Here is a 13,305-nt window from a genome sequence, read left to right on the forward strand (position 1 = left end):
GCAGATCAGGCCCGCCAGCGCATGCTGGCGGTGGCCGGTGCGGGTGCCGAAGCGGGTCCACCCGTCCAGGTCTCCGAGGACCGGCAGGCCGCGGTGGCCCCGGTGCCGCTGCGGGCCGACCTGTCCGGGTTCGATCTGAACGACACCGTCAAGGAGTTGCGCGCGGCCGCTTCCGAGGGGCTGCCCGAGGATCTGCGAGCCGAGGTCACCGGCGGGCCCGCGTTCGGCGCGGACATCGCCGACTCCTTTTCCGGCGCCAACTTCACGCTGCTCATCGTCACCGCCGCGGTGGTGGCGCTGCTGCTGATCATCACCTACCGCTCCCCGGTGCTGTGGCTGGTTCCGCTGCTGGTGATCGCGTTCGCCGACCGGGTCGGTTCCGTCGTGGGCGCCGCGGTCGCCGACGCGGTAGGGATGACGCCGGACGGCTCGACATCGGGCATCACCAGCGTCCTGGTGTTCGGCGCGGGCACCAACTACGCGCTGCTGCTGATCTCGCGGTACCGAGAAGAACTGGGGCAGCACCAGTCCCACCAGGACGCCCTGAACATCGCCGTCCGCCGCGCCGGACCCGCCATCCTCGCGAGCAATGCGACGGTGGTGCTGGCGCTGCTGACGCTGCTCCTCGCATCGTCGCCGAGCACCCGCAGCCTCGGCGTGCAGGCTGCTGCCGGACTGGTCGTCGCAGCGGTGTTCGTGCTGCTGGTGCTGCCGCCGCTGCTCGGCGTCTTCGGCCGGAAGCTGTTCTGGCCGTTCATCCCTGCGCTGGGAGACCGGGCGCTGACCGACAGCGGGATCTGGCATCGGGTGGCGGCTACGGTTGCGCGTCGACCCGCCCGGGTCGCGGTGGTCTCGATCGGCGCTCTGGCCCTGCTGTGCGCCGGTCTCATCGGCACCCCGATCGGCCTGTCACAGACCGAGCAGTTCCGCGTCCAGGCCGAATCCGTCGACGGGTTCGACACCCTGGCCGCGCACTTCCCCAGCGGGCTCACCGATCCCGCCACCGTGATCGCATCCACAGACCGCGCTGCCGACGTCCAGCGCGCTATCGACGACACACCGGGCGTCGTGTCGGCCACGCCTGCGGGGAGCGCAGCGAACGGGCTGAGTCAGTGGTCCGTCGTCCTGGCCGCCTCACCGGCTTCCGACGAGGCCTTCGAAACGGTTGACGCACTGCGTGATTCAGTGCAGCAGGTCGACTCGGACGCACTGGTCGGCGGCTCCGACGCCAAGGCGCGGGACGCGTCGGCGGCGGCCGCGTCGGATCGTGCGGTGGTGGTGCCCGCGATCCTCGCCGTGGTCCTGCTGGTGCTCTACGTGCTGCTCCGCTCGGCACTGGCGCCGCTGATCCTGGTCGCGGTGACGGTGCTGAGCGCGCTGGCAGCCCTCGGACTGGGCAGTTGGGCGAGCATGCACGTGTTCGGTTTCCCCGCGCTGGACAACACCGCACCGCTGTTCGCATTCCTGTTCCTGGTGGCGCTGGGCGTCGACTACACGATCTTCCTCGTGACCCGCGCCCGGGAGGAGACACCGCAGCACGGCACGCGGGAGGGCATCATCCGTGCGGTCTCGGCCACCGGCGCCGTCATCACCAGTGCCGGCATCGTGCTGGCCGCGGTGTTCTGCGTGCTCGGCGTGCTACCGCTGATCGTGCTGACCCAGGTCGGCATCATCGTCGGGCTGGGCATCCTGTTGGACACCTTCGTCGTGCGCACGGTGATCATCCCCGCGCTGTTCACCCTCATCGGGCCGCGGATCTGGTGGCCCGCGCTGCGCGAGCAGCCCCTCAGCTCCGACGAGGGTTCGAGCGGTCGCCACCGCGCCGGGGCGGTGGCGAACTCGTAGCGGCGGTGCCCCGCGTTCGGCAGGTAGCGTCGAAAGATGAGTCAGGCCCGAACCGTCGACGCCGAGTTGCCGCCGCTGCACATGCGGCGCGAGGCATTCGACCCGACACCGCAGCTGCGCGAGATCCGCGAGACCTCCGGTGTCACCACCTTCACCAATGCCTTCGGCATGCAGGTCTACCTCGTCACGCGCTACGACGACGTCAAGACCGTGCTGTCCGAGCACGCCCGGTTCTCCAACACCCGTCCGCCGGGCTTTGTCATGCCCGGGGCTCCCGAGATGTCCGACGAGGAGTTGGCCAGCGCCCGGGCCGGGAACCTGCTCGGGCTCGACCCACCGGAGCATCAGCGGCTGCGCCGGATGCTCACCCCGGAGTTCACCTTCCGCAGGATGAAGCGGCTACAGCCCCGGATCGTCGAGATCGTCGACGAACAGGTGGCGGCGATGGCGGCCGCCGGAGCACCCGCCGATCTGGTGGCGCACTTCGCCCTGCCGGTCCCGTCGCTGGTCATCTGCGAACTGCTCGGGGTGCCCTACGCCGACCGCGACGACTTCCAGCGACGCAGCGCACTCCAACTCGACCTGTCCATCCCGATGCCCGAGCGCCTCGAGTTGCAGACCGCGGGCAGGGCCTACATGAGATCCCTGGTCGAAGGCGCCAGGACGCACCCGGGCGAAGACATCCTCGGGATGCTCGTCCGCGAACACGGCAACGAGCTCACCGACGACGAGTTGATCGGGATCGCGGGTCTGCTGCTGCTGGCCGGCCACGAGACGACGTCGAACATGCTGGGACTGGGCACTCTTGCACTGCTGCGCCATCCTGAGCAGCTCGCGGCAGTCCGCGACGACCCGACCGCGGTGGCACCCGCGGTCGAGGAACTGCTGCGCTACCTGTCGATCGTGCAGACGGCGATCCCGCGGATCACCACCACCGACGTGGAGATCTCAGGGGTGCACATCCCCGCCGGGCAACTGGTGTTCGCCTCGCTGCCTTCGGCCAACCGCGACAGCCGATTCATCAACAACCCGGATGCTTTCGACATCGGTCGCGGGGCGATGGGTCACGTAGCGTTCGGCCACGGCGTTCACCACTGCCTGGGCGCGCCATTGGCCCGGATGGAGATGCAGATCGCCTTTCCCGCGCTGCTGCGCCGATTCCCCGGCCTGACGCTGGCCGAAGACTTCGAGGACGTGCAATTCCGCTCGTTCCACTTCATCTATGGGCTGAAGTCGTTGGAGGTGAGCTGGTAGTGAGGGTCTCAGCAGATCGCGAACTGTGCATTCAGGCCGGTAACTGCGTGATGGTGGCGGGTGAGGTGTTCGATCAGGACGACGACGGCATCGTGGTGGTCCTCGCCGATCCGGTGCCCGACGGCGAGCACGACCATGTCCGCGAGGCGGTCAAGTTGTGTCCGGCGAGCGCTCTGTCGTTGCCGGAGGGTTGACGTCGTCGCCGGGCAGGTCGATCACCCCTGAGCGCACCAGCATCACCAGGCTCACCACCAGCACCCACACCGGGAAGGCCAGTGTCATCCACAAGCTGATGTCGCTGGCCACCAGAACCGTCAGCGCGACAACGTAAGTCACGATCGCCAGCCAGCCGGGCATCAGCCGCGTGCGCAACCAGATGGTGGCCAACGAGATCATGAACACCCCGGCCATCCGCAACGCGTAGGTGTTGCTGAGCGCGGTGAGCAACCCCTGACCGAAAGCCGCGACCTCGGTGCGCGTGCTCTCCTCTGCGAGGAACTCCTTGCTCGCGAGCAGTCCGGCGCCGACGGCCGTGGCGACGAAGACCATTCCCAGGAACAGCAGCCCGCTGCCGATGAAAACGGTCGCGAAGAACTTGTCCTCGAGGGCGCCGAGGCCGTCGCGGACCACCCCGATGAACCACAGGAACGCGATACCCGAGAACGGCATCAGCACGACGGCGATTCGCAGGCGCGCGCTCGACCCGTCGACCCACTGCGAGCCGAGTTGGTCTGCTCCGGGCAGCGCAGTGCGGATCATCACCAGTGCCGTTCCGAAGAGCAAGGCGAACAGCACACCGGCGAAGGCCGCGGCCCGTGGGGTCGTCAGGCGGCGGAGGTGGCGGTCGACCGGGTGCGTCACGATCTCATCGTGGCACGCCGTCCCCGCCGGATCCGGTCGAACCGCCAGCGCCGCTTCAATCTCCGGCCGAGACAGGATCGTCGGCCGCCACCGTCTGATTTCCGCCGGCATTCTTGGCGCGGTACATCGCCGAATCGGCCCGCTCGATCAGCGCGCGCACTGCCACGCGTGCCTGATCCGGGTGATTGACCGCGGTCACGGCACCGATGCTGACGGTCGGCACCACCGCCGCATCACACTGCGCCACAGCCCGGTGCACGAGTTCGGCGACCCGACGCACGGCGTCGGGCCCGGCGTCGATCACCACGGCGAACTCCTCGCCGCCGGTTCGGGCGATCACCGAACTGACCCCGGCGTTCGACACCGCATCCCTCACGGCATTGGCCACCGCGACCAGGACCCGGTCACCGACGTCGTGGCCATGGCTGTCGTTGATGGCCTTGAACTTGTCGATGTCGACGGCGAGCACACCGACCTGCCCCCCGCCGTGAGACACCAGCTCTTCGCCGTCGACGTCGAGGCCGCGGCGGTTGAGAAGCCTGGTCAGAGGGTCGATCAACGCGTCGACCGCACCCATCCGCAGCGTCAGCAGATATGACTGCACGATCACCGGGACCCCGACCACCGTCGGCAACAGCACCAGTAGACGCACCGTGATCACGGCAACGGCTGCACCGTCCTGGAAGACAGCCAGCCCGTAGAACCATGCGAACGCGGCGACCGTGAAGCTGAGGTGCCACATCAGGGCACGCGGGCCGTGGAGCAGCACGATGTAGATGCCGTTGGCGGCGAGCAGAGCAAGACCCGGCATCGCGGTGAAAGCACTTGCGCAACAGAAGATCACCACGACCACCGACAGGTCGGCGTAGATCGCGAAGGCTGCCGACATTCGCTCGGAGGGCCACGGGCCGACGATCCAGACGATCCCGACCACGGCCGAGCTGACAGCGATCAACACCACGACGACCCGGCCGCCGGCCGGTCCACCGTCGAGCAATCCGCCCGCCAGCGTCAACAGGGCGGTAACGCCGTACATGACGCTGAAGGAGCCGATGAACACCTGATGCACCCACAGGACCCCATTGGCCCGCAGAAGTCGTGCGGTCCAATCGAATTCGAAGGGCTGCCGCCACCAGGTCAGCAGGTACTCACGAACCCCCTTGTCCATCGACCCCCCTGCGCAAGTCCTAAGGCTGACCGGGAAGGAGTCGGATCATCAGTCCGTTGGCCTCCGCCAGCAGCGTGCCACCGGGGTCACGCAGTTCGGCGTTGACGAAGGCCTTGCGGCCCTCGGCCTCGCGGACCCATCCCCGTGCGGTCAGCACCGTGTCGATCGGGGTGACGTTGCGATAGTCGACGTGCAGGAAGGCGGTCCGGCTGATCGGGCGCCCCGCGGCGTGGATCACCATGCCGAACACCGAGTCGAACAGCAGGGGCAGCACCCCGCCGTGCACGGCCGAGTTACCGCCGACCGAGAACCGACTGAACGTCACCTCGAGCTCGACCCCGTCCGGCGCGAACCTGATCGCCCGGTACGGCGGCATCAGCAGACTGCCGGCACCGGGGAGCGCCGGGACCCGGTTCGCAGGGCCGACGCCCTCGCCCGCCTCGAACGGCTCCAACAGCGAGACCAGTTTCTCGGCGGTGTCGGCGGCCTGCTCCCAGGTGTCGGCGTCGGGGTCGGCCGACACCGCCAGATCCTGCGCCCGGCGCATCGCGGTCAGGAATCGGCCGAACCCGGGGCCGGGCTCGACGGCCTCGAAGTTCGGGAACCCGCCGTGCCGGTCGTATTCGGGATCGACCGCCCTCGGGTCGGTCACCTAGCGGCCAGGATGTCGCGCCGCACGATCGTCTGATCCCGGCCGGGCCCCACGCCGATACATGAAACATGTGCTCCGGCAAGCTCTTCGAGGCGAAGCACGTAGTCGCGCGCCTTGGCGGGCAGATCGTCGAACTCACGCGCCGCGGAGATGTCCTCCCACCAACCGGGCATCTCCTCGTAGATCGGCTGGGCGCGGGCGATGTCGCTCTGGGTCATCGGCATCTCGTCGGTGCGTTTGCCGTCGACGGTGTAGCCGACGCAGATCGGCACCGTCTCGAGGCTGGACAACACGTCGAGTTTGGTGAGGAAGTAGTCGGTGATCCCGTTGACACGTGTTGCGTAGCGGGCGATCACCGCATCGAACCAGCCGCAGCGACGCCGCCTACCGGTCGTCACGCCGATCTCGCCACCGGTCTTGGCAAGGTACTCCCCGTACTCGTCGAACAGCTCGGTGGGGAACGGTCCGGAGCCGACACGTGTCGTGTACGCCTTGAGGATCCCGAGCACCGTGGTGATCCGGGTGGGCCCGATGCCGGACCCCACTGATGCCCCACCCGCGGTCGGATTCGACGATGTGACAAAGGGATACGTGCCGTGGTCGACGTCGAGCAGCGTGCCCTGCGACCCTTCCAGCAGCACCGTCTCACCTTGCTCGAGCGCGGCGTTGAGCAGCAGCCGGGTATCGGCAATGCGATGCGCGAACCCCTCCGCCTGCACCAGCAGCGCGTCGACCACCTCCGCGGGATCGAGTGCCTTTCGGTTGTAGATCTTGACCAGCACCTGGTTCTTGAAATCCAGTGCGCCCTCGATCTTCTCGGCCAGCAGCTTCGGGTCGAGCACATCGGCGACCCGGATCCCGATACGCGCGATCTTGTCCTGGTAGCACGGCCCGATTCCGCGGCCCGTGGTGCCGATCTTCTTGCTCCCCGCATACCGCTCGACGACCTTGTCGATCGCCACGTGGTAGGGCATCAGCAGGTGGGCGTCGGCGGAGATCAGCAGCTGCCCGGTGTCCACGCCGCGCGCCTCGAGACCCTGCAGCTCGGTGAGCAGCACCCCGGGGTCGACGACCACGCCGTTGCCGATCACGTTGGTGACGCCGGGGGTCAGGATGCCCGACGGGATCAGGTGGAGTGCGAAGTTCTCCCCCGACGGCAACACCACCGTGTGACCGGCGTTGTTACCCCCCTGGTAACGAACAACCCACTGGACACGGCCACCGAGAAGATCGGTGGCTTTACCTTTGCCCTCGTCGCCCCACTGGGCGCCGATGAGGACGATTGCCGGCATGGCGTAATCTCCCGCTGTCTCCCGCTCGTACTGCGCTCAATTACTCCGCAGCCGGTGAGTCACCTTATCCGACCTGATCGAGGCCCGTTTACAAGGAGCGGATTGGACGACACGCACGTTTTGGTTCTGCTCTTCGGGGGCCGTCGGGCTCCCCGGGCCCTGCGGGGGCTGCCGGTGCTCGACGCCGGCGTCGACCTCGATCCGATTCCCGCCTGTCGACGCCTCGTCGTGGTCGGCTCGCATGCCGATCTGGCGGCGGTGCTGACCCGGCTGCTGCGCGCCGATCGGCTCGACATCGAGGTGGCCCACGTGCGGAAACGGTGGCAGGGGCGGCGTGCTCGTACCGGCACCGCCACCCGGATTCCCCTGATCCGCGATGAAACCGGCACCGTCGTCGCTCAGCGGGCCGACTGGCTGCCCCAGCAGGGCGAACGCGTCATTCTCGGCGAAGCGGTGGTCGACGACGTGGTGCTGTTCGACGGGGAGGTCGCCGGTGTGCGGATAGAGCCCACGACGGCATTGCCCGGGCTTCGTGCCCGCGTCCTGTCCGGCCGCCGGTGGCCGCGGCGCTGGGTGACGGGTCGGGCCGCACAACTGGGCACGTCGGGCGCGCTAATCGTTCGGGACGGCAACCCTGCGCCACGACCGGCCCGGCGCTCCACGTTCTACCGTCACACCGAGGGCTGGCTCCGGGTCGACGGGCGGTAACCCCAGGTAGCGTGGTGCGGTGAGCATTCGGCCACTGCACCGGCCGGTGCGTCCCAGCCCGATCTTCCTGGCCATCGTCGCGCTCACCGGGGCCGGTGGCACGGTGGCGTGGCTCTCCGCGCAGCAGATCCGGCCACTGGCCTACGTCGGGGTGTTCGTCTTCGTCATCTTCGGCTGGCTGGTCTCGCTGTGTCTGCACGAGTTCGGGCACGCCTACACGGCCTGGCGGTTCGGCGATCGTGACGTCGCGGGGCGCGGCTACCTGACCCTGAACCCGCTGAAGTACTCCCATCCACTGCTCTCGCTCGGCCTGCCGGTGCTGTTCATCGCGCTGGGCGGCATCGGTCTGCCGGGTGGCGCGGTCTACGTGCAGACAGCCTTCATGAGCAAGCGACAGAAGACGCTGGTCAGCCTTGCTGGGCCGGCGGTCAACCTGGTGTTTGCGGTGGTACTGCTGACGCTGATCCGGCTGCTGTACGACCCCGCCCATTCGGTCTTCTGGGCGGGCATGGCGTTCCTGGCGTTCCTGCAGATCACCGCGCTGCTGCTGAACATGCTGCCGATCCCCGGCCTCGACGGGTACGGGGCACTGGAGCCGCACCTGAGCGCCGAGACGCAGCGTGCGCTGCAACCGGCCAAGCAGTGGGGGTTCTTCCTGCTGCTACTGCTGCTGCTCGCGCCGGGTCTCAATCAGTGGTTCTTCTCGGCGGTGTACTGGCTGTTCGATCTGTCCGGAGTCTCCAGCGCGCTGTCGGCCGTCGGCGGTCAACTGACGAGGTTCTGGTCGGCCTGGTTCTGAGCCGGCCGGCCGTAGATGGTGTCGGCCACCTCGCGCTTCTGTTGTCGCAGCAGTTGCGTCGTCCCCGGCCGGAAGCCGCCGCCGGTCGGTCGGTCCGGCACCTTCTCCAGGTCTTCCATCAGCGTCCATCCCGACCCGAGCTCGATCAACGACCGGTGTTTGGTGGCGTAGTAGTCCGGGCTGATCGAGACAGCCACCCCCGAGGCGCCTGCGGCCGCGGCGGCCATGTGGGGGTGGAACCGGGTGGAGATCCACGTCTGCTCGGCCGACACCGGAAGACCGTGGGTCCAGACGTCGACGAACGGGTAGAACCGCGCCCCCGGTAGCTCGTGCTCGATGAGGGCGTACACCTCGCGGTCAACCCGGGGGATGCCCTCCACGACACACACCTGGTCGCCGCGGACCTGCCATTGACGCAGCATCGACAGTGCGGCACCGGCGACGGCCCCGGTCCCCACGTCGTTCATGTCGGACTGCAGGCAGACCATGACCTCCGGAGCCGGCGCATCCGGCCATACGTCCTGAGGTCGGGAGATCCGGTGCAGTCCGAGGGCGAGGAACGCGTCGTCCACCCCCACCTCGATGCCGAGTACGTCGGCAGACGGGGTGTCCCGAACATCCACAACGTCGAACCGGTCGGCCAGCGCACCCAGCAGCGGCCCGGCTCCCGCAGGGTGCGGGGTCAGCCCCTGCCCCGACATCGCCGACCTGGCCCCCGAGAGGCGGGCAGCAGCAACGGCCCCCGCCAGCAGCCCGACATGCTGCGGCCAGAGGGCGTTGATGTACCCGCCGCCGACGACATGCACCACATCGAGCCGGGCCAGCGCCGCGATGCCCTGGTGCCAGCGGGGTGCCATCCCCGGATTGGAGATGGCGTGCTGCACCCACGATGCGACCTCCCACGGGTCGTCGGAGTTCGCCTCCCAGCACAACCGCCACAGCGTGTCGGTGAAACGGACCCGCGGGTGCGATTCCCCGAAGAGCATCTGGCAGGGACCGGGCGAGTGGGTGTCGACCCAGACCTCGGCATTCGGCGCGACGTCGTGCAGGTGCCGCAACCAGCCGTCGAGGATCAGCTCGTCACCGAAGTTCGGGAAGCCGGCGGTGGCAATCAGGTAGTACACAGGAGATTCCCAGTTTTCCGGCATCACGCGATGTTACCGACCCTGTTCCGGGGCCACGGCCTCAGCGGACTTGTCATTCATGCGATTCTCTGCATATATTCGGCCCATGGGTGCGGGACACGATCACGGTCATGCGGATGCCCGCGTATCCCGGATGCTCATCGCCGCGGCCATCCTGTCGGTCTTCTTCATCGTCGAGCTGACGACCGCACTGACGATCAACTCGATCGCACTGCTGGCCGACGCCGGCCACATGCTGACCGACCTGGTGGCGATGTTCATGGGCCTGACCGCGGTGCTGCTGGCACGCCGCGGCAGTTCCTCTCCCGCCCGGACCTACGGCTGGCACCGCGCCGAGGTGTTCACCGCGGTCGCCAACGCGGTCCTCCTGCTCGGAATGGCCAGCTTCATCCTCTACGAGGCGTTCCAGCGACTCGGCGACGCACCCGAGATCCCCGGCGTGCCCCTGATCGTCGTCGCGCTGGCCGGGTTGCTGGCCAACGCCGCGGTGGTGCTGCTGCTGCGGTCCCACGCCAAGGACAGCCTCGCGGTCAAGGGCGCCTACATGGAGGTGATGGCCGACACCGTCGGGAGTATCGGCGTGCTGATCGCCGGCATCGTCACCCTCACAACCGCCTGGCCCTACGCCGACGTCGTCGTCGCCGTGTTCGTCGCGCTGTGGGTGCTGCCCCGAGCCTTCTCCCTCGCCCGGGCCGCGCTGCGCATCCTGTCCGAGTCCTCACCCAGCCACATCGACGTCGACGAGCTGCGTACGGCGCTCTGCGCGGTCGAAGGAGTCAGCGAGGTCCACGATCTGCACGTGTGGACTCTGGTGCCGGGCAAGGACATGGTCACCGCACACCTGACCAGCCAGCGAGACTCCGCGCTGGTGCTCGACGACGCCCGGGCCGTGCTGACCGCGCGCGGCCTCGACCACTCCACGGTCCAGGTCGAGCCACCAGACACGGCCGCCGACTGCGAGTGCGAGAGCAGCAAGCAGTAACCGACCCGGGTCAGGACAGCCCGAGCTCCACGCGGGCGGCGGGGTCACAATCGTCGAGCAGGTCCAAACAGCGTTGGTATTCGGGCTCCTCGCCGATCGCGTCGGCGGCGCGGGCCAGCGCGGCCACGCACCGCAGAAAGCCCCGATTGGGTTCATGGCGATAAGGCACCGGGCCGAAACCCTTCCACCCGTTGCGGCGCAACTGGTCGAGTCCACGGTGATATCCGGTGCGCGCGTAGGCGTATGCGGTGATCGCCTTGTCGGCGGCGAGCGCCTCCTCGGCGAGCAGCGCCCACGCGATCGAGGCCGTCGGATGCGCCGCGGCCACGATGGCCGGGTTCTCCGCGGCATCCAATTCCGCCTCGGCGGCGGGATCACCGGGCAGCAATACAGGTTCCGGTCCGAGGAGATCGCCCATCCGAGTCATGGACCCATTGTGCAGTGCGGCCGTGGGCACTCGTCACCGCGGATGGATAAGCTTCGCCCGTAGCTTCTGTCCGGTGTAGGACCAGGGAGGATTTCAGCAGGGATGTCGAACCCCACAGGGCCTGACCGACCCGAGGACGCCGACGAGTCGGCGAAGCCGGCCGACGACGAGGCGCAGGCGGCAGGCGGGGACGCCGAGACCGAGATCCTGCCCGAATCGGATAACGAGCACGAACCCGCGACCGAGGTGATGGCGCCCGCCGACCCCCACGCCGAGGCTCCTCCCGAGGAACCCGCCGAACGGCGGTTCACCGCGCCGTCCGGGTTCGACGCGGGTTCCACCCAGATCATCAATCGGCCTCCCGACCCGGCCACCGAGGTGTTCTCGGCGACCGACAGCGGTCAGACCGAGGAATTCGCTGCACAGAAACCCGTCATCCCCCAGATGATCCCGCCGCGCGGGGAGGCCCCGAAGCCGCCCAAGAGGCGACGCAGCTGGGGCTGGGTCGCGGCCATCGTCCTGATCATCGCGGCGCTGGCGGCCATCGCGATCCTCGGCACGATCCTGCTCACCCGCACATCCACGCCGGCGGTGTCCCAGGAGGACATGGTCCGCTCCACCATCGAGAACTTCGACGTCGCGGTGCAGAACGGCGACCTGTCCACGCTGCGGAGCATCACCTGCGGAACCACCCGTGACAGCTACGTCCGCTACAACGAGAAAACCTGGACGGACACGCACGCGCGGGTGGCCGCCGCCAAGCAGTACCCCGTGGTCGCCAGCATCGACGAGGTGGTGATCAACGGTGACCACGCCGAGGCCAACGTCACCACCTTCATGGCGTACGCACCACAGACCCGTTCGACGCGCAGCTTCGATCTGGAGTTCCGCGACGACCAGTGGAAGATCTGCCAGGCCCCAGCCAGTTAGGCGGTGACGCTCCGGCCCGCGCTGTGCAGGTCGTTGCAGGCCTCCACGACGCGCTCCGCCATTCCGGCTTCGGCCTTCTTGAAGTAGCTGCGCGGGTCGTAGACCTTCTTGTTGCCGACCTCGCCGTCGATCTTGAGCACGCCGTCGTAATTGCTGAACATGTGCCCGGCGATGGGCCGGGTGAACGCGTACTGGGTGTCGGTGTCGACGTTCATCTTGACCACGCCGTACCTCAGTGAATCCTCGATCTCGGACTTCAGCGAGCCGGACCCACCGTGGAACACGAAGTCGAACGGCTGGGAACCCTCCGGCAACCCGAGCTTGGCGGAGGCGACCTTCTGGCCTTCGGCGAGCACCTCCGGACGGAGCTTCACATTGCCGGGCTTGTAGACACCGTGCACGTTGCCGAACGTGGCGGCCAGCAGGTACTTGCCGTGCTCACCGGCCCCGAGCGCCTCGATGGTCTTCTCGAAGTCCTCGGCGGTGGTGTAGAGCGTGTCGTTGATCTCTGCTTCGACGCCGTCCTCTTCGCCGCCCACCACGCCGATCTCGATCTCGAGGATGATCTTCGCCGCGGCCGCCTGCTTGAGGAGCTCCTGGGCGATCGAGAGGTTCTCGTCGATCGGCACGGCCGAGCCGTCCCACATGTGCGACTGGAACAGCGGGTTCTGCCCCTTGGCGACCCGTGCGGCCGAGATCGCCAGCAGCGGCCGGACGTAGGTGTCGAGCTTGTCCTTCGGGCAGTGGTCGGTGTGCAGCGCGACGGTGATCGGGTACCTGTCGGCGACCACATGGGCGAACTCCGCCAACGCCACCGCGCCGGTGACCATGTCCTTGACGCCGAGTCCGGACGCGAATTCCGCACCACCGGTGGAGAACTGGATGATGCCGTCGGAGCCGGCATCCGCGAAACCCTTGATGGCGGCGTTCACGCTCTCCGAACCGACACAGTTGATGGCCGGGAAAGCGAAGGAGTGCTCCTTGGCACGGCCCAGCATCTCGGCGTAGACCTCGGGCGTGGCGATGGGCATAACTGTTCCTCTCGGCTGGCCTGGCTGTACTGGCAGTATCTCAAGAACGTTTGAACATCACACGGTCAGCACCATCCGGTAGCGAGCGCGGCCGGTGTCCATCGCGGCGTAGGCCTCGGCCGCCTGGGCCAGCGGGCGCTCCTCGATGAGCGCCCGCACGCCGGACAGCAGCGCGAAGTGCAGCGTCTCCTCCACGGCGCGCGACGGGGCC

Annotated in this window: 14 protein-coding genes and 1 pseudogene; 7 read left to right on the top strand and 8 right to left on the bottom strand. The window is 68.1% G+C overall.

Annotation, left to right across the window (positions count from 1 at the left end; translation table 11 throughout):
- From WA965_RS07525 to WA965_RS07535, 3 genes are all read left to right on the top strand, one after another.
- Positions 1–1,845: MMPL family transporter (locus WA965_RS07525; RefSeq protein ID WP_526447298.1), on the top strand; the 1,845-nt coding region annotated here is incomplete at its 5' end.
- Positions 1,846–1,881: 36 nt separating this feature from the next.
- Complete coding sequence (locus WA965_RS07530) at positions 1,882–3,099, top strand: cytochrome P450 (protein ID WP_526300358.1); 1,218 nt, start codon at positions 1,882–1,884, stop codon at positions 3,097–3,099.
- Positions 3,099–3,293 (top strand): ferredoxin, encoded by a 195-nt coding sequence (locus WA965_RS07535; protein WP_526300356.1) that lies wholly within the window; start codon positions 3,099–3,101, stop codon positions 3,291–3,293. The genes WA965_RS07530 and WA965_RS07535 overlap by 1 nt, the downstream gene beginning before the upstream one ends.
- On the opposite strand, the gene WA965_RS07540 is transcribed toward WA965_RS07535, so the two are convergent.
- From WA965_RS07540 to WA965_RS07555, 4 genes are read right to left on the bottom strand one after another with little or no spacing between them, the layout of a single operon-like run.
- Positions 3,250–3,960, bottom strand: coding sequence for a hypothetical protein (locus tag WA965_RS07540; protein ID WP_526300354.1), 711 nt, complete (start codon positions 3,958–3,960; stop codon positions 3,250–3,252). The genes WA965_RS07535 and WA965_RS07540 overlap by 44 nt on opposite strands.
- A 55-nt stretch (positions 3,961–4,015) precedes the next feature.
- The gene (locus WA965_RS07545) at positions 4,016–5,128 is read right to left on the bottom strand and encodes a GGDEF domain-containing protein (RefSeq protein WP_526300352.1); all 1,113 of its coding nucleotides are present in this window, start codon (positions 5,126–5,128) and stop codon (positions 4,016–4,018) included.
- A gap of 19 nt (positions 5,129–5,147) precedes the next feature.
- Complete coding sequence (locus WA965_RS07550) at positions 5,148–5,780, bottom strand: PaaI family thioesterase (protein WP_526300350.1); 633 nt, start codon at positions 5,778–5,780, stop codon at positions 5,148–5,150.
- Entirely contained in the window at positions 5,777–7,072 is a 1,296-nt protein-coding gene (locus WA965_RS07555; RefSeq protein WP_526300348.1) for an adenylosuccinate synthase, read from the bottom strand. Before WA965_RS07555 ends, WA965_RS07550 begins: the two co-directional genes overlap by 4 nt.
- Before the next feature lie 102 nt (positions 7,073–7,174).
- Here WA965_RS07555 and WA965_RS07560 point away from each other — a divergent pair, with 102 nt between their 5' ends.
- Positions 7,175–7,780 carry a peptidase M50 gene (locus WA965_RS07560; RefSeq protein ID WP_526300346.1) on the top strand — a complete coding sequence of 202 codons (606 nt, stop codon included), beginning with the start codon at positions 7,175–7,177 and terminating at the stop codon, positions 7,778–7,780.
- A 19-nt stretch (positions 7,781–7,799) separates the two neighbouring features.
- A complete protein-coding gene (locus WA965_RS07565) occupies positions 7,800–8,579 on the top strand; it encodes a site-2 protease family protein (RefSeq protein ID WP_526300344.1) in 780 nt (259 codons plus the stop codon).
- Here the strand turns inward: WA965_RS07565 and WA965_RS07570 are convergent.
- On the bottom strand, positions 8,546–9,727 hold the full coding sequence (locus WA965_RS07570; protein WP_526300342.1) for a polysaccharide pyruvyl transferase family protein: 1,182 nt from the start codon (positions 9,725–9,727) through the stop codon (positions 8,546–8,548). The genes WA965_RS07565 and WA965_RS07570 overlap by 34 nt on opposite strands.
- A gap of 82 nt (positions 9,728–9,809) precedes the next feature.
- On the opposite strand from WA965_RS07570, the gene WA965_RS07575 reads away from it, so the two are divergent.
- A complete protein-coding gene (locus WA965_RS07575; protein ID WP_526300340.1) occupies positions 9,810–10,706 on the top strand; it encodes a cation diffusion facilitator family transporter in 897 nt (298 codons plus the stop codon).
- A 10-nt stretch (positions 10,707–10,716) separates the two neighbouring features.
- On the opposite strand, the gene WA965_RS07580 is transcribed toward WA965_RS07575, so the two are convergent.
- Positions 10,717–11,133 carry a DUF3151 domain-containing protein gene (locus WA965_RS07580; RefSeq protein ID WP_178361239.1) on the bottom strand — a complete coding sequence of 139 codons (417 nt, stop codon included), beginning with the start codon at positions 11,131–11,133 and terminating at the stop codon, positions 10,717–10,719.
- Between the two features lie 102 nt (positions 11,134–11,235).
- Here WA965_RS07580 and WA965_RS07585 point away from each other — a divergent pair, with 102 nt between their 5' ends.
- Positions 11,236–12,063 (top strand): Rv0361 family membrane protein, encoded by an 828-nt coding sequence (locus WA965_RS07585; protein WP_526300338.1) that lies wholly within the window; start codon positions 11,236–11,238, stop codon positions 12,061–12,063.
- On the opposite strand, the gene fbaA is transcribed toward WA965_RS07585, so the two are convergent.
- Both fbaA and WA965_RS07595 read right to left on the bottom strand, forming a co-directional pair.
- Positions 12,060–13,094: a class II fructose-bisphosphate aldolase gene (fbaA, locus tag WA965_RS07590; protein ID WP_526300336.1), complete on the bottom strand. Its 1,035-nt coding sequence runs from the start codon at positions 13,092–13,094 to the stop codon at positions 12,060–12,062. The two genes, WA965_RS07585 and fbaA, sit on opposite strands and share 4 nt — an antisense overlap.
- A 57-nt stretch (positions 13,095–13,151) precedes the next feature.
- Positions 13,152–13,305: pseudogene (locus WA965_RS07595) on the bottom strand (alcohol dehydrogenase); the annotation flags it as partial.

It is taken from the genome of Mycobacterium sp., from assembly GCF_049683935.1.
In the GTDB taxonomy this organism is placed as follows: Bacteria; Actinomycetota; Actinomycetes; order Mycobacteriales; family Mycobacteriaceae; genus Mycobacterium.

What these genes read in the sequence shown, in the direction of transcription:
- WA965_RS07570 (WP_526300342.1), bottom strand. Translation starts at nt 9,727, where the DNA reads ATGCCGGAAAACTGGGAATCTCCTGTGTACTACCTGATTGCCACCGCC.
- WA965_RS07575 (WP_526300340.1), top strand. Translation starts at nt 9,810, where the DNA reads ATGGGTGCGGGACACGATCACGGTCATGCGGATGCCCGCGTATCCCGG.
- WA965_RS07530 (WP_526300358.1), top strand. Translation starts at nt 1,882, where the DNA reads ATGAGTCAGGCCCGAACCGTCGACGCCGAGTTGCCGCCGCTGCACATG.
- WA965_RS07585 (WP_526300338.1), top strand. Translation starts at nt 11,236, where the DNA reads ATGTCGAACCCCACAGGGCCTGACCGACCCGAGGACGCCGACGAGTCG.
- fbaA (WP_526300336.1), bottom strand. Translation starts at nt 13,094, where the DNA reads ATGCCCATCGCCACGCCCGAGGTCTACGCCGAGATGCTGGGCCGTGCC.
- WA965_RS07545 (WP_526300352.1), bottom strand. Translation starts at nt 5,128, where the DNA reads ATGGACAAGGGGGTTCGTGAGTACCTGCTGACCTGGTGGCGGCAGCCC.
- WA965_RS07580 (WP_178361239.1), bottom strand. Translation starts at nt 11,133, where the DNA reads ATGACTCGGATGGGCGATCTCCTCGGACCGGAACCTGTATTGCTGCCC.
- WA965_RS07555 (WP_526300348.1), bottom strand. Translation starts at nt 7,072, where the DNA reads ATGCCGGCAATCGTCCTCATCGGCGCCCAGTGGGGCGACGAGGGCAAA.